Source organism: Pseudomonas putida (assembly GCF_001976065.1).
Lineage (GTDB): Bacteria > Pseudomonadota > Gammaproteobacteria > Pseudomonadales > Pseudomonadaceae > Aquipseudomonas > Aquipseudomonas serbica.
In genome coordinates this window covers 26243-41132 of record NZ_MNAH01000014.1, presented here as the reverse complement: position 1 = coordinate 41132, position 14890 = coordinate 26243, and the positions used below count along the sequence as shown (strand labels likewise).

The window sequence follows — 14890 nt, the reverse complement described above, 5'->3', positions numbered from 1 at the left end:
GCACAGATCCAGTGTGGGAGCGGGCTTGCTCGCGAAGGCAATTTTGCAGGCGCCGACTAACTCCCGGATTCACTCCGGCAATTCATACAGGTAGATCTTGTCCGCCTCCATCTGATAACCGGCATCTGCCAGTTCGCTGGTAGACGGCTTGACCTGCATCGCACCCTCGATCCAGTACGGTTGATACAGCTCGTCGAGCTTCACCCCAACTTCGCTTTTGACATGCACGATCTGGTTCGATGGCGGTGGCGGTACGTGGATGCAGGCGCCGAAATACGGCACCAGCAAAAAGTCCGTGGTACGGCCGTCTTCACTTACTTCCAGCGGCACGATGTAGCCCGGCAAACGAATGTTCTGCCCGTCGAGGGCCTTGACCACCGGGGCGTTGGGCAGGTCCTGCTTCGCTGCGGGCGCCGATTCGGCGGACAGCGCATCGCTCATCTTCGACAGGTCGTGAAGCGGCGTCATGTTCGGCACCTCCGGTGCCGCATCCGGCGGGATCATTTCCGACCAGGTCAGTTCTTTCGGCTCGGCCGCCCACAAAGGCAGGGCGACCAGCATCAACAGCGCAAAGACAGCGCGGGGCATTTCAACGTCCTCATAAACGGATCGACAGGCCATCGGCCAGGGATTGGCGATAGGCGCGCCAGGCAGGCACGCTGCCCATCAGCAACGCAGCGATCAGGATGCCACCGAGTAGCGTCCATTCATATTCACTCGGCCACGCCAGTGGCAGAAACAGACCGTAATTGGCTTGCACGTAACCCTGGGCCGCCGCGATACCGACGTAGAGTAGCGCCACGCCGGCGACCACGCCGGCCAACGCCAGGGTAAACGCCTCCAGCACCAGCAGCGTCGCGACATGCCATGGCCGCGCGCCCACCGAACGCAGGATCGCCATCTCCCGCCGGCGTTCGTTGAGACTGGTGAGAATCGCCGTGAGCATGCCGATCAACCCGGTCAGCACCACGAACAGCGACACCACGAACAAGGCCTTTTCCGCCGTGCTCATCAAGCTCCACAACTCTTGCAGCGCAACGCCCGGCAGGATCGCCAGCATCGGTTCGCCGCGGAATTCGTTGATTTCGCGCTGCAGGGCAAAGGTCGAGATCTTGCTGTTGAGGCCGAGCATGAATGCGGTGATCGCCTGGGGCGTCAGGTCCATGTTGCGCGCCTGATCGGCGCTGACCCGCCCGTTGCCCCGGGCCGGTACGCCGTTGTGCCAGTCAATGTGAATGGCTTCCATACCGCCGAGGCTGATGTGCAGCGTGCGATCCACCGGGGTGCCGGTGCGCTTGAGGATGCCGACCACGGTGAATGGCTTGTCGTCATGCTTGACCAGGCTGATCGCGGCCACGCCATGGGCCAGCACCAGTTTGTCGCCGAGTGTGTAGTGCAGCGCATCCGCGACTTCGGCGCCGAGTACCACTTCGAACGGATCGGTGGCGAAGGCGCGCCCGTCAGCCAGCTCCAGGTGTTGCTGGCGACCGTACTGGTAGTGTTCGAAGTACGCCTCGGTGGTGCCCATCACCCGATAGCCGCGATGGGAATCGCCAAGGGACATCGGAATGGCCCACTTCACTTTCGGGTTACTGGCGAAGTGTTCGAAGCTGTCCCAGCGGATGTTATTGGTGGCATTGCCGATGCGGAACACCGAGTACAACAGCAGGTTGACCGAGCCGGAACGCGCACCGACGATCAGGTCGGTGCCGCTGATGGTGCTGGCGAAACTGGCCTTGGCCTCGGTGCGCACCCGTTCAACGGCGAGCAGCAGGCACACCGACAGGGCGATGGCGAAGGCGGTGAGGATCGCAGTGAAACGGCGGTTAGCCAGGCTGGCCATGGCTAGACGAAACAGATACATCTCAGACCTCGGACGGGGTGGCGGCGCGATTGAGCTCGGCCAGCGACAGGTTGCGATCGAACAGCGGCGCCAGGCTCTGGTCGTGGCTGACGAACAACAGGCTTGAGCCGGCCTCGCGGCATTCGGCGAACAGCAGGCGAATGAAGTTCTCCCGCGCGTCGTAATCCAGCGCCGAGGTCGGCTCGTCGGCGATCACCAGTTCCGGTTGGCCGATCAGCGCGCGCGCGGCGGCCACTCGTTGTTGCTGGCCGATGGACAGGGAGTCGGCGCGGCGCGCGAGGATGTTGTCATCCTTCAAACCCAGGTGGGCGAGCAGGGTGGCGGCGGCCTGGTCGATGCTGCCGTGGCGCTGTTTCGCTCGCTGGGCACGCAGTTTCGAGAAATGGCAGGGCAGTTCGACGTTCTCGCGCACGGACAGGAACGGCAGCAGGTTGAACTGCTGGAAGATGTAGCCGGTGTGATCGACACGAAAGTGATCGCGGGCGCCCGCCGAGAGTTTGGTCAGTTCCTGGCCGAGCAGGCGAATGCTGCCGCGATCGGGCTTTTGCACACCGCCGAGCAGGCCGAGCAGGGTGGTCTTGCCGCTGCCGCTGGGGCCCTTGAGGAACAGGGTTTCCCCAGGTGAAAGGCGAAATGCCGGGATATCCAGCAAGGGCGGATGACCGGGCCAGCTGAAGCCCAGGTCGGACAATTCGATGAGTGCTTGGGTCATGGCGCCGATTTCATGAGCGTTGATTATCCTGTGGGAGCGGGCTTGCTCGCGAAGGCGGAGTGTCAGTCGACATCTATGTTGCATGACACACTGCCTTCGCGAGCAAGCCCGCTCCCACATTGGTTGTGCGGTGGATCAAAATTTGAGGGCGGCAGCCTTGGCCGTCACTTCAACCCCTTGCTGCCCGCTCGGGCCGATCAGTTGTACCTGAATTTTCCGGGTCGCCGGGAAGCTATTGAAGATATTCGCCAAGTCCAGGGTTGTCAGTGCGTTTGGCGTGGCGCAGGTGAATTGGTAGCGGGCGTGGATTTCGCTGTGGTCATGATGGTGCTCGTCAGCGTCTTCATCATGATCATCGTCGGCCTCTGGCGTAGCGCCAAACAACGGGCTTTCCAGCTCCTGGTTTTCCACCACGCAACCCGCGGCTTTCGGCAGGTTGAACAGCGCCAGCGGTTGCTCGAGGCGAGCCCGGGTCGCAGCGACCTTGGTCTTGTCGGCATCGGTCGTGGCGACGTGCTCGAAGCCCACCAGGTTCATCGCCGGACTGTCCAGCTCAAGCTCCAGGGCCTGGCCGTCCAGGGCCGCGTTCAGGCGACCGACACCGTGCTCGTGGGCGCCAAGGCTGCCGTGCTCGTGGTTGTGGTCATGGTCGTCAGCGGCGTGGGCGACAGCCAGCGGCAACAAGGCAAACGGCAGGGCGAGAAGCAGGTGACGCATGGCGAGTCTCCGAAAGACAAGATGAAGAAAATGTTATGTAATCTTATAACATGTTGCGCAGAGTGTGACTGCCTGCTTGGCGTTGCACAAGTCCCATGGGAGCATGGGTGCGAAGAAATGTTCGGGAGCTGATTCATGTTGCGAATTCGCGGAAGCATCGGCGACTGGCCGGTGGATTTGACGCTGGAGATGGATGACGCCGACTGGGCGCGGCTGGGTGCACAGTTACAGGTGGAAAAAACCGAGGTCAGTGCGCCAGCGGCGAAACCGCTGAATCAGGACGATGCGCTGTGGCAGGTTGCCAGGGATTTGCTGCGCAAGGCCGGGCAATTGAGCGGGCCGGAGTTGCTCGATCAACTGGAAGGGCTGACCGGCAGTGCGGCGGCGGGCAAGCGTCTGTTGGTGCGCTTGCGTCATTCACCGGATGTGAAGGTAGAAAGCGGCGCAGACACGCCGATCTACCGTTGGTTGTAGGAGCCGGCTTGCCGGCGAAGGCGGCCTTGAGTCTCGCGTTATCCTTGCGGTCGCCTTCGCTGCGATGCGGCGACCCGACAAGCCAGCTCCTACAAGTTGCGGTCAGTAAAGAGCGGCAAACAACTTGCGGCGGTAAGTGGTCACCAGCGGATGGTCATTACCCAGCAACTCAAACACCTGCAGCAAGGTCTTGTGCGGCAAACCTTCGCTGTAGCTGCGGTTGCGGATGAATAGCTTGAGCAGTCCATCCAGCGCCGCGTCGTATTGCTGGCGGGCCAGTTGCTGAACGGCCAGCTGGTAGACCGCTTCATCGTCCTGCGGGTTTTTCGCCAGGCGTGCTTTCAGGTCCGCGGCATCCGGTAAGTCCTTGGCCTGGCCGAGGAACTTGATCTGCGCCTTCGCGCCAGCCAGGGCGGCCTTGTGCTCATCGCTCTTGACCGCGTCGAGCACGGCTTGCGCTTCGCCCAGTTCACCACGCTCGGTGAGGCAGCGGGCATACAGAATCAGCGCCTTGGCGTTGGTGTTGTCTTCGCCCAGCAGCACTTTGAGCAGGGCTTCGGCATCGGCGAAGCGGCTGTCGTCGAACAAGGCCTGGGCCTGTTCGAACGGATCGGCGGCGGCCGGTGGCGGCATTTGTACATGGGGCTCGAGCAGCGCCCGTACGGCCGACTCCGGCTGCGCTCCGGCAAAACCATCGACCGGCTGGCCATCCTTGAACAACACCACGGTCGGCAGGCTGCGAATGCCGAAGCGGGCAACAATGTCCTGTTCGAGGTCGCAGTTGACCTTGGCCAGCAGCAACTCGCCCTGATAGCTCTCGGCAATGGTCTGCAGCATCGGCATCAGCACTTTGCAGGGCGCACACCATTCGGCCCAGAAATCCACCAGCACCGGTTTATGGAAGGAGTTCTCGATCACCGACTGGTCGAAATCGGCAGTCGTGGCGTCGAAGATGTACGGCGTTTGCTGACTCATGGGCAATCTCTTGGAAGCGTGAATAGGGCAACTATACGGCTTGGTGGGGGGCGGCCGGAAGCGGGGGGCTGATCGTTCCCATGCTGGAGTGTGGGAACGATCAAGGCCGAGAGGCGTGGTACAGGCTCACATGCCGAAACTCGTGTGGCTCGGCCAGGTCCGGCAGGGTCATGGCTTCGAGCATTTCGATGCGCTGATACAGCGGATGACGGAAATCCCTCACACGGGAATCCGCCACCAGTGCCTCTTTGCCGCGACTCAGGAACTCATCGAGCAACGGCAAATTCGCCCGGTCGTACAGCACGTCCGCCACCAGGATCAGATCAAAGCGATCGGCCTCGGCGAAAAAATCCGTCGAGTAATCAAGCTGCACGTCATTGAGTTCGGCATTCGCCCGACAGGCGGCAATCGCCAGCGGATCAAGGTCGCAAGCCACCACTTCCAGCGCGCCGGCCTTCACCGCGGCAATCCCGGCGACACCGGAGCCTGCGCCGAAATCCAGTACACGCTTGCCCTTGACCCACTCCGGGAAGTCGGCGAGATAACGCGCCACCGCCAGTCCGCTGGCCCAGCAGAAACTCCAGTACGGCGGCTCATGCAGAATTCGCCGGGTTTCTTCCGGGCTGAAGGCGCGGTCCATGTTGTCGCCATCGATCAGCCACAACTTCAGATCGGTCCCCGGTAATTCACAGGCGACCAGTCGCGCTTCACCCAGCAGTTCACCCAAGGCCTGTTGCAGGTCGTACGGTGCAATCATGGGGCTTTGACGAATTGCAGTTGGCCCAGGGCCTGGGTGGTCGGCTGGGTAATCGGCTGTGACGGCAGATGCAGAATCAATTGGCCGGACTGGCTGGCGCGGCCACGCAGTTCTACGCGGGCGCCGGCTGGAAACGATTCCGGGTTGAAGCGCAGGTGAAATGGCAGCACCTGGTTGTTGCCGATCAAGCTCGAACTGGCAAGCAATTGCTGTGGACGATCTTTTTCGTCGATCACCAGCAGCGCCAGTTCCACTTCAGCACCTGCCGGCACGCCTTGCAGCGTACCGCTCAATTCGCGCTGATAGGCCGGCAACGGGCCGAGGTTCGCCGATTCCCGGGCTTTTTTCTGCGCCTGTTCCGGTGCAGGGCCTGGCGTTGGCGGCTGGGGCTGGGGTGCATCGCTGCTGCAGGCGACCAACAGGCTGAAAAAACTGAGCAAAACGAGTGGTCTCAGGGACATTTGCGGCTCCGGCAACACGTAATCCATTTATAGCCAATCTGTATACCGCAAACCCTATGGCTTGTCTTGCCACGGGGATGCGCTACCATGGCCCTCCCTTTTTTTGTTGCCTGCCACCATGCACTGTCCCTTCTGCGGTGCCAACGACACCAAGGTCATCGACTCGCGTCTGGTCGCCGAGGGCGAACAGGTGCGCCGCCGGCGTGAATGCCTGGCCTGCGGCGAACGTTTCACGACGTTCGAAACCGCTGAACTGGTGTTGCCGCGCCTGATCAAAACCGACGGCAGTCGCCAGCCGTTCGACGAAGAAAAACTCCGCGCCGGCATGCAACGGGCGTTGGAAAAGCGCCCGGTGAGTGTCGAGCGCCTCGAATCGTCGCTGGTGCACATCAAACACAAACTGCGCGCCACCGGCGAGCGCGAGGTCAAGTCCCTCGTGGTCGGTGAGTTGGTGATGGCCGAGTTGCAAAAGCTCGACGAAGTCGCCTACATCCGCTTCGCTTCGGTGTATCGCCGCTTCCAGGACCTCAACGAGTTCCGCGAAGAGATCGATCGCCTGGCCCGGGAACCGGTGAAAGAATGACCACGTCCGCCGAACTTGCCATCCTCGACTCCCATTACATGGCCCGTGCCCTGGAACTGGCGCGCAAGGGCCATTACACGACTCATCCCAACCCGCGAGTCGGCTGCGTGATCGTACGCGACGGGCAGATCGTCGGCGAAGGCTGGCACGAACGCGCCGGCGAACCTCATGCCGAAGTCCACGCCTTGCGCGCCGCCGGTGAGCTGGCCCGGGGGGCTACCGCCTACGTGACCCTCGAACCCTGCAGTCACCACGGTCGCACGCCTCCTTGCGCCGATGCGTTGGTCAACGCCGGAGTGGCGCGGGTCGTGGCGGCGATGCAGGACCCGAACCCGGAAGTGGCCGGTCGTGGTCTGCAACGCCTGGCCGAGGCCGGCATCGCCACCGACAGTGGTGTGCTGGAGGGTGAGGCGCGCAAGCTCAATCAGGGTTTCCTCAAGCGTATGGAACACGGCTTGCCGTTCGTGCGGGTCAAGCTGGCCATGAGCCTGGACGGTCGCACGGCGATGGAAAGCGGTGAAAGCCAGTGGATCACCGGGCCCGCGGCGCGTTCGGCGGTGCAACGCCTGCGTGCCCAGGCCAGTGTGGTGCTGACCGGTGCCGACACCGTGCTGGCGGACAACGCTCGCCTGACCGTGCGTGCCGATGAGCTGGGCCTGGACGTCGGGCAAACCGCGCTGGTGATGAGCCGTCCGCCGCTGCGTGTACTGGTCGACGGGCGTCTGCGGGTGCCGCTGGATGCGCCGTTTTTCAAGGCTGGCCCGGCGCTTGTCGCTACCTGCGTCGCGGTGGAAGAGCAATACGCCAATGGCCCGGAATGCTTGATCGTGCCCGGCTATGACGGTCAGGTCGATCTGCGTCAGCTTCTGGTCGAACTCGCCAACCGAGGTGTCAACGAGGTATTGGTCGAGGCCGGACCACGGCTGGCCGGTGCTTTCGCCCAGTTGGGGTTGGTGGACGAGTTCCAGATATTCATCGCCGGCAAGTTCCTTGGTTCTAGCGCACGGCCGCTGCTGGATTGGCCGCTTGCGCAAATGAAGGATGCGCCGCAACTCAAGATTACTGAAATTCGTGCAGTTGGCGATGACTGGCGGGTCACTGCCATTCCTTCGCCAGCAGCAAGCGTATAATTTCCGGCCATCGCTACAGCGCTGGCTTTGTTCTCGAGGAGAACCTCATGTTTACCGGCATCATCGAATCCATCGGCAGTATTCGTGCATTGACCCCAAAGGGCGGTGATGTGCGGGTTCACGTCGAAACCGGCAAGCTCGACCTGAGCGACGTCAAGCTGGGTGACAGCATCGCGGTCAACGGCGTGTGCCTGACGGCGGTTGAACTGCCGGGCAACGGATTTGCGGCTGACGTCAGCCGCGAAACCCTCGACTGCACCGCCATGAACGACCTCAAAAGCGGCAGCCCGGTCAATCTGGAAAAAGCCCTGACCCCGACCACTCGCCTTGGCGGGCACCTGGTCAGCGGTCACGTCGACGGCGTGGGCGAAGTGGTTGCCCGTACCGAGAACGCGCGTGCCGTGGAGTTTCGCATTCGCGCGCCGAAGGACCTGGCCAAGTACATCGCCCATAAAGGCTCGATCACCGTCGACGGCACCAGCCTGACCGTGAACGCGGTCGATGGCGCCGAGTTCCTGTTGACCATCATTCCGCACACCTTGAGCGAAACCATCATGGCGTCGTACCAGCCGGGTCGCCGTGTGAACCTGGAAGTGGATTTGCTGGCCCGTTACCTGGAGCGCTTGCTGCTGGGCGACAAGGCCGCTGAGCCAACGGCTGGCAGCACTATCACTGAAAGCTTTCTGGCCCAAAACGGCTACCTCAAATCCTGAGCTCTAATTTCGAAAGAAGGGGGGTGCCTAGTGGCGCTCAATAGCATCGAAGAACTGGTTGAAGACATCCGCCAAGGCAAGATGGTCATCCTCATGGATGACGAAGACCGCGAGAACGAAGGCGACCTGATCATGGCCGCCGAGTGCTGCCAGCCCGAACACATCAACTTCATGGCCAAGCACGCCCGTGGCCTGATCTGCATGCCGATGACCCGCGAGCGCTGCGAGCTGCTCAAACTGCCGCTGATGGCGCCGCGCAACGGTTCCGGCTTCGGCACCAAGTTCACCGTGTCGATCGAAGCGGCCACCGGCGTCACCACCGGCATCTCCGCCGCCGACCGTGCGCGCACCGTGCAGGCTGCCGCCGCCCGTGATGCCAAGGCTGAAGATATCGTCAGCCCCGGCCACATATTCCCGCTGATGGCCCAGGCCGGAGGCACCCTGGCCCGTGCTGGCCACACCGAAGCCGCGTGTGACTTGGCGCGCATGGCCGGTTTCGAGCCGAGCGGGGTGATTTGCGAGGTGATGAACGACGACGGCACCATGTCCCGTCGCGCTGAACTGGAAGCTTTCGCTGCCGAGCACAACATCAAGATCGGTACCATCGCCGACCTGATTCACTACCGGATGATCCACGAACGTACCGTTCAGCGGATTGCCGAGCAGCCTCTGGACAGCGAACTGGGCCAATTCAACCTGGTGACCTATCGTGACTCCGTGGAAGGCGACGTGCACATGGCCCTGACCCTGGGCAATGTATGTGCCGAAGAACCGACTCTGGTTCGCGTACACAACATGGACCCGCTGCGCGACCTGTTGATGGTCAAGCAGCCGGGCCGCTGGAGCCTGCGCGCCGCCATGTCCGCGGTTGCCGAGGCCGGCAGTGGCGTGGTGTTGTTGCTCGGACACCCGCTCGATGGCGACGTGTTGCTGGCGCATATCCGCGAAACCGCCGACCACGCGGCGGTGAAAAAACCGACTACCTACAGCACTGTGGGTGCCGGTTCGCAGATCCTGCGCGACCTGGGTGTACGTAAAATGCGCCTGATGTCGGCACCGATGAAATTTAATGCGATATCCGGTTTCGATCTGGAAGTTGTAGAATACGTGCCCTCCGAATAATGACCGGTCGTATCCGGGCCTGTATTCGCGGTTCAAATATCACTGAGGGGCGCGTACGAAACGCGTCCCGGCTCTTTAAGAGATCTATCGAATGACCCTGAAGACCATCGAAGGTACCTTCATCGCCCCTAAAGGCCGCTATGCTCTGGTAGTGGGCCGTTTCAACAGTTTCGTCGTTGAAAGCCTGGTCAGCGGTGCTGTTGATGCCCTGGTTCGCCATGGAGTGAGCGAAAGCGACATCACCATCATCCGCGCGCCTGGCGCCTTCGAAATCCCGCTGGTTGCGCAGAAAGTCGCTCAGAAGGGCGAGTTCGCGGCAATCATCGCCCTGGGCGCGGTCATTCGTGGCGGTACTCCGCACTTCGAATACGTGGCTGGCGAGTGCACCAAAGGCCTGGCCCAGGTGTCCATGGAGTTCGGCGTGCCGGTCGCTTTCGGCGTCCTGACCGTTGATTCCATCGAGCAAGCCATCGAACGTTCCGGCACCAAGGCCGGTAACAAAGGTGCCGAAGCTGCCCTGTCCGCTCTGGAAATGGTCAGCCTGCTGGCGCAGTTGGAGGCCAAGTGATTAGCGACGAAAGCGATCGTTTCAACCCGCGCGATCCAAAACCTGCGGATGCTGGCAAGCCATCGAAAAGCGTCAAGCGTCGCGAAGCCCGTCAGCTCGCGACTCAGGCGCTGTACCAATGGCACATGGCCAAGCAGTCGCTGAACGAGATCGAAGCGCAGTTCCGGGTCGATAACGATTTCACCGATGTCGACGGTGCCTACTTCCGCGAGATCCTGCACGGGGTGCCGCAGTTCAAGACCGAAATCGACACGGCGCTCACGCCTTGCCTGGACTTGACCATCGAAGAGCTGGACCCGGTTGAACTGGCGGTTCTGCGCCTGTCCACCTGGGAGCTGCTCAAGCGCGTCGACGTGCCGTATCGCGTTGTGATCAACGAAGGCATCGAACTGGCCAAGGTCTTCGGTTCCACCGACGGTCACAAGTTCGTCAACGGTGTGCTCGACAAACTGGCCCCGCGTCTGCGTGAAGCTGAAGTGAAGGCGTTCAAGCGCTGATTGGCGCTTGAGCACTTTGTCTCAGCCATGGGCGAATTTGAGCTGATCCGCAATTTCTTCGCCGCCGCGCCTTGTGCCCAGGGCGGCGAAGGCGTTGCCCTGGGGATTGGCGACGACTGCGCCTTGCTGGCTGTTCCTCCCGGGGAACAGTTGGCGATTTCTACCGATACGTTGGTGGCCGGTGTGCATTTTGCCGACCCCTGCGATCCGTTTCTGCTCGGTCAGCGCTCGCTGGCCGTTGCGGTCAGCGACCTGGCCGCCATGGGCGCCACGCCCATTGCCTTTACCCTTGCCCTGACCTTGCCGACTGTTACCGCCGATTGGTTGCAGGCCTACGCCCGTGGCTTGAACCTCATGGCTTCGAGCTGCGGCGTGGCGCTGGTGGGCGGCGACACCACCCGCGGTCCATTGAGCCTGACCATGACGGTGTTCGGCCGGGTGCCGGGTGGCCAGGCCCTGACCCGCAGCGGCGCGCGGCCCGGCGACTTGCTGTGTGTCGGCGGTGAGCTGGGCAATGCCGCTGGCGCCTTGCCGCTGGTGCTCGGCCAGCGTAGCGCCGCAGCCGCCATCGCCGATCCGCTGCTGGCGCATTACTGGTCACCACAACCGCAGCTTCGCCTTGGGCAGGCGTTGCGCGGCAAAGCCACTTCAGCCATGGACATCTCCGACGGTCTGCTCGCCGATTGCGGGCATATCGCCCTGGCGTCGAAGGTCGGCGTGCTGGTCGAACGGGATCGCTTGCCGCTGTCGAAAGCCCTGGTCGCCTTCCTCGGTCAACCGGGCGCGCAAAACGCCGCCCTGAGTGGTGGAGACGATTACGTATTGGCCTTCACCTTACCGTCCGTCGAGTTGCCTCGATTGGTGGCCGACGGCTGGCCAATTCATGTGGTCGGGCGGATCGTGGCGGGGCAGGGCGTGACGCTGCTGGATACCGATGGGCATGACATCACCCCGCAAACCCGGGGCTATCAACATTTTCGGGAGACACCGTGACAGATCACCCCAAACAGGTCCCGGCGGAATTCGTACCGCCATCGGTCTGGCGCAATCCCTGGCATTTCCTGGCGTTCGGCTTCGGCTCGGGCACCTTGCCAAAGGCGCCGGGCACTTGGGGTTCGCTGGTTGCGCTACCCTTTATCCCGTTATGGCAGATGTTGCCCGACTGGGGTTACTGGCTGATGCTGGGCATTACCATGCTGTTCGGCTTCTGGCTGTGCGGCAAGGTGGCCGACGATTTGCGGGTACACGACCACGAAGGTATCGTCTGGGACGAAATGGTCGGAATGTGGATCACCCTGTGGCTGGTGCCGGAAGGCTGGCAGTGGCTGTTGGCGGGATTCCTGGTGTTCCGCTTCTTCGATATTCTCAAGCCGTGGCCGATTCACTGGGTTGACCGGCATGTGCATGGAGGCGTCGGCATCATGCTCGACGATGTATTGGCCGGGGTATTTGCCTGGCTGGCGATGCAGGGGCTGGTATGGATCTTCGCCTGAGGGATTAATTAGGAGAACTAGGGATGGCTCGACGCTGGTTGGTAGCGATGGTGTTTGCGGTGTTCGGTGCGCTCGCCCAGGCGGAGGAGGCATCCACCCCGCCATCGGTGATTCATCTGGCCAGCGAAGATTGGGAAGACTATACCGCCGCCGACGGCCACGGCCTGGGCTGGGACGTGTTGCGTAAAGTCTTCGAGCCGGCGGGGGTCAGGCTGGACATCCGCAGCGAACCCTATGTGCGCTCGATGGGGTTGGCTGAGCGCGGTGAGGTCGATGCCTGTGTCGGCTCCTACCATGGCGAATCCAGCGATGTGCTCTACCCGCGCTGGAACTTCGATACCGACCATATCTATGCCCTGGGCCTGGCCAGCAATCCGCAACCAACCCCACAAACCCTGGGCAATTACCGCCTGGCGTGGGTGCGTGGCTACGATTATCAGGATTATCTGCCCAATATCCGCCGCTACAACGAAGTGCTACGGCGCACCGGCATCGTTTCGATGCTGACGCAGAACCGCGCCGATTTCTACATAGACGCACTGACCGAGGTCGATTGGGTGCTCAGCCGCGCGAAGGACCCTTCCCAATTCCGCCGCACGCATATCGCCGAATTGCCGTTGTACCTGTGCTTTGCCAAGACCCCGGCGGCCCGCAGCCTGATGGCGTTGTTCGACCAGCGCATGGCGCAATTGGTGAAAACCGGTGAGCTCAAACCGATCTTCGAACACTGGAAGCAACCCTATCCCTTCGATGAGAACTAACCTGTCGGCAGACATCAAACTTTTTGATTGTTATGGCCGATAATTCAGCCTAAGCGTCGGTTGGAACCTGCTGTTACAATGCCGGCCTGCGAATCTTCAGACTTTTAGATCAGGAGCACACCGGTGCCTGTCGTTTTTGTCGCCGCTTCCAAGCTGCCAACGCCTTTTGCGCAATTCATCATGCACGGCTTTCTCGATGAGGCCACCGGCCGCGAGCACGTTGTGCTGAGCCTGGGTGAGATTGCCGACGGTGCCCCGGTACTCGGCCGATTGCACTCCGAATGCCTGACTGGCGATGCCTTGTTCAGCCAGCGTTGCGACTGCGGCTCGCAACTTGAGGCCGCACTGCAGGCCATCGCCCGTGAAGGTCGGGGCGTGCTGTTGTACTTGCGTCAGGAAGGCCGTGGCATTGGCCTGCTGAACAAGATCCGCGCCTATGAGTTGCAGGACGGCGGTGCCGACACCGTTGAAGCCAACGAGCGCCTGGGCTTTGCCGCCGACCAGCGTGACTACGCCATGTGCCTGCCGATGCTTGAGCACCTGGGGGTGAAATCCCTGCGCCTGATGACCAACAACCCGCGCAAGGTCAAAGCCTTGACCGACATGGGTATCGTGGTCGCTGAGCGCGTGCCGCTGCACACCGGGCACAATCCGCACAACAAACTCTACCTGGCGACCAAGGCCAGCAAACTCGATCACATGATGGGCAACGAACATCAGGGCGAGGTAGACCGGGCGTGACCCGCGGACAGGTGCGGCGGCGACTGTCCGTCAACTGGTGGCAATACCTGGCGCTGGCCTTGTTGCCGCTGTTCGTGATCAATGCCGTGTTCGGTCAGAGTGAGGCGATCCTGCCGGTGCTGGCGATGCCCTTGTTCATCGCCGGTGTCGCCTCGATGTTTGTCAGCCTGAAGTTTTTTGGCGGTTACAAACATGCGTTGATCGACACCCAGAAAGCCCTCGATACCCCTGAAGAGCCTGGCGCGTGGATCCATCTGGCGGCCAGGCGGCGCACGGCGTTCCTCGCCGCAGGCCTGCCGGCGTGGATCGCTGCACTGGCGGTGTTCGTCGGCCTCGAAGCGGTGCCGCTGATGCTGCTGGCGCTGTCGACCGCGGTGCTGTTCTACCTCTACCGTATTCCGCGCCAGCTCGGTTGAAGCGCTCGGTCTGGCTGGCGATTTTGCTGCTGGCCAGCAGCGGCTCGGTCGCGGCGGTCGAGCGGGTTGTCAGTCTTGCACCTTCACTTTCCGAAATCGTTGTCGAGCTGGGTTCGGCCGACTTGCTGGTCGGCGTGCTGGACGCTGGCGAGCGTCTCGTCGAACTCAAGGGTTTGCCCTCCGTTGGCCGTTACGGCCAGCTGGACATGGAGCGCTTGCTCAGCCTGAAGCCCGATCTGCTGCTGTTGTGGCCCGGCAGTGTCGGCCCGGCCCAGCGTGAGCAACTCAAGCGCCTGGGCATCCCGACCTACGTCGCCGAACCGCATGATTTCGAACAACTCACCACGCAGATCGAGGCGATTGCCTTGCAGCTGGGGCGACCTGAGCGTGGGGCTGCGCTGGCCGACGGCTTGCGGCAGCGCCTGGCCGAACTGCGTCAGCGCTACAGGCGCGATCAGCCGTTGCGGGTGTTCTATCAGGTCTGGGACCGGCCACTTTATACCGTGGGCGGTGGGCAGATCATCAGCGCTGCGCTCCAAGTGTGCGGGGCGCAAAACATGTTCAGCGACCAGACAATCCCTGCGCCGCAGATCAGTGTCGAAGCGGTCCTGCAGCGCGATCCCGAGGTGATTCTGGCCGGTGATCAGGCGCAACTGGATGCGTGGAAGCTGTGGCCGCAGCTAGCGGCGGTGCGGCAGGGGCAGTTGCGGTTGGTGCCGGACAAGGGCCTGGAGCGGCCGAGTGGGCAGATGGTTGAGGCGACTGCAAAGTTGTGCCAATTGATTGCGCCCGAACGCTGAAACCGAGTAGCGGCCTTCGCGAGCAAGCCCGCTCCCACATTCGATCTGTGTTGTACACAACCTGTCTGTCTGACCTCGATCTAGTGTGGGAGCGGGCTTGCTCGCG

Annotated in this window: 20 protein-coding genes; 13 read left to right on the top strand and 7 right to left on the bottom strand. The window is 62.1% G+C overall.

Translation table 11 applies throughout. The annotated features are described in order from the left end of the window. Positions 1-69: 69 nt before the first annotated feature. From BKX96_RS30760 to BKX96_RS30745, 4 genes are all read right to left on the bottom strand, one after another. Positions 70-588, bottom strand: coding sequence for a DUF3299 domain-containing protein (locus tag BKX96_RS30760; RefSeq protein ID WP_046815891.1), 519 nt, complete (start codon positions 586-588; stop codon positions 70-72). A gap of 10 nt (positions 589-598) precedes the next feature. Further along, on the bottom strand, positions 599-1864 hold the full coding sequence (locus tag BKX96_RS30755; RefSeq protein ID WP_046815890.1) for an ABC transporter permease: 1266 nt from the start codon (positions 1862-1864) through the stop codon (positions 599-601). Between the two features lies 1 nt (position 1865). After that, positions 1866-2576 (bottom strand): ABC transporter ATP-binding protein, encoded by a 711-nt coding sequence (locus tag BKX96_RS30750; protein ID WP_046815889.1) that lies wholly within the window; start codon positions 2574-2576, stop codon positions 1866-1868. A gap of 135 nt (positions 2577-2711) precedes the next feature. Continuing rightward, positions 2712-3293: a DUF2796 domain-containing protein gene (locus BKX96_RS30745; protein WP_046815888.1), complete on the bottom strand. Its 582-nt coding sequence runs from the start codon at positions 3291-3293 to the stop codon at positions 2712-2714. A gap of 135 nt (positions 3294-3428) precedes the next feature. Here BKX96_RS30745 and BKX96_RS30740 point away from each other — a divergent pair, with 135 nt between their 5' ends. Beyond that, positions 3429-3767 carry a hypothetical protein gene (locus BKX96_RS30740; protein WP_046815887.1) on the top strand — a complete coding sequence of 113 codons (339 nt, stop codon included), beginning with the start codon at positions 3429-3431 and terminating at the stop codon, positions 3765-3767. A gap of 102 nt (positions 3768-3869) precedes the next feature. Here the strand turns inward: BKX96_RS30740 and trxA are convergent, their stop codons facing one another. The 3 genes from trxA to BKX96_RS30725 form a co-directional block, all read right to left on the bottom strand. Further along, positions 3870-4742: a thioredoxin gene (gene trxA, locus BKX96_RS30735; protein ID WP_008065763.1), complete on the bottom strand. Its 873-nt coding sequence runs from the start codon at positions 4740-4742 to the stop codon at positions 3870-3872. A 100-nt stretch (positions 4743-4842) separates the two neighbouring features. Further along, positions 4843-5499, bottom strand: a complete 657-nt coding sequence (locus BKX96_RS30730) for a class I SAM-dependent methyltransferase (protein ID WP_046815886.1) — start codon at positions 5497-5499, stop codon at positions 4843-4845. Beyond that, entirely contained in the window at positions 5496-5960 is a 465-nt protein-coding gene (locus BKX96_RS30725; RefSeq protein WP_046815932.1) for a YbaY family lipoprotein, read from the bottom strand. Before BKX96_RS30725 ends, BKX96_RS30730 begins: the two co-directional genes overlap by 4 nt. Before the next feature lie 118 nt (positions 5961-6078). Here BKX96_RS30725 and nrdR point away from each other — a divergent pair, with 118 nt between their 5' ends. The 12 genes from nrdR (at position 6079) to BKX96_RS30665 (ending at position 14784) form a co-directional block, all read left to right on the top strand. Beyond that, the gene (nrdR, locus tag BKX96_RS30720) at positions 6079-6543 is read left to right on the top strand and encodes a transcriptional regulator NrdR (RefSeq protein ID WP_003228656.1); all 465 of its coding nucleotides are present in this window, start codon (positions 6079-6081) and stop codon (positions 6541-6543) included. After that, positions 6540-7673, top strand: coding sequence for a bifunctional diaminohydroxyphosphoribosylaminopyrimidine deaminase/5-amino-6-(5-phosphoribosylamino)uracil reductase RibD (gene ribD, locus BKX96_RS30715; RefSeq protein WP_077186318.1), 1134 nt, complete (start codon positions 6540-6542; stop codon positions 7671-7673). Before nrdR ends, ribD begins: the two co-directional genes overlap by 4 nt. A 47-nt stretch (positions 7674-7720) precedes the next feature. After that, on the top strand, positions 7721-8386 hold the full coding sequence (locus BKX96_RS30710) for a riboflavin synthase (protein ID WP_046815884.1): 666 nt from the start codon (positions 7721-7723) through the stop codon (positions 8384-8386). Between the two features lie 30 nt (positions 8387-8416). Continuing rightward, entirely contained in the window at positions 8417-9508 is a 1092-nt protein-coding gene (gene ribBA, locus BKX96_RS30705; RefSeq protein ID WP_046815883.1) for a bifunctional 3,4-dihydroxy-2-butanone-4-phosphate synthase/GTP cyclohydrolase II, read from the top strand. A 91-nt stretch (positions 9509-9599) separates the two neighbouring features. Next, complete coding sequence (gene ribH, locus BKX96_RS30700) at positions 9600-10076, top strand: 6,7-dimethyl-8-ribityllumazine synthase (protein ID WP_003228649.1); 477 nt, start codon at positions 9600-9602, stop codon at positions 10074-10076. Beyond that, on the top strand, positions 10073-10573 hold the full coding sequence (gene nusB, locus BKX96_RS30695; protein WP_008053839.1) for a transcription antitermination factor NusB: 501 nt from the start codon (positions 10073-10075) through the stop codon (positions 10571-10573). Before ribH ends, nusB begins: the two co-directional genes overlap by 4 nt. A 27-nt stretch (positions 10574-10600) precedes the next feature. Next, positions 10601-11566, top strand: coding sequence for a thiamine-phosphate kinase (gene thiL, locus BKX96_RS30690; protein WP_077186317.1), 966 nt, complete (start codon positions 10601-10603; stop codon positions 11564-11566). Then, on the top strand, positions 11563-12066 hold the full coding sequence (locus tag BKX96_RS30685) for a phosphatidylglycerophosphatase A family protein (RefSeq protein ID WP_046815881.1): 504 nt from the start codon (positions 11563-11565) through the stop codon (positions 12064-12066). Before thiL ends, BKX96_RS30685 begins: the two co-directional genes overlap by 4 nt. A gap of 23 nt (positions 12067-12089) precedes the next feature. Beyond that, positions 12090-12827: a transporter substrate-binding domain-containing protein gene (locus tag BKX96_RS30680; RefSeq protein WP_046815880.1), complete on the top strand. Its 738-nt coding sequence runs from the start codon at positions 12090-12092 to the stop codon at positions 12825-12827. Between the two features lie 123 nt (positions 12828-12950). Next, positions 12951-13568 (top strand): GTP cyclohydrolase II, encoded by a 618-nt coding sequence (gene ribA, locus BKX96_RS30675; RefSeq protein WP_046815879.1) that lies wholly within the window; start codon positions 12951-12953, stop codon positions 13566-13568. Next, on the top strand, positions 13565-13984 hold the full coding sequence (locus BKX96_RS30670; RefSeq protein ID WP_077186316.1) for an MFS transporter: 420 nt from the start codon (positions 13565-13567) through the stop codon (positions 13982-13984). The genes ribA and BKX96_RS30670 overlap by 4 nt, the downstream gene beginning before the upstream one ends. Next, complete coding sequence (locus BKX96_RS30665) at positions 13981-14784, top strand: cobalamin-binding protein (protein ID WP_077186315.1); 804 nt, start codon at positions 13981-13983, stop codon at positions 14782-14784. The genes BKX96_RS30670 and BKX96_RS30665 overlap by 4 nt, the downstream gene beginning before the upstream one ends. The last annotated feature ends 106 nt before the right edge of the window (positions 14785-14890 follow it).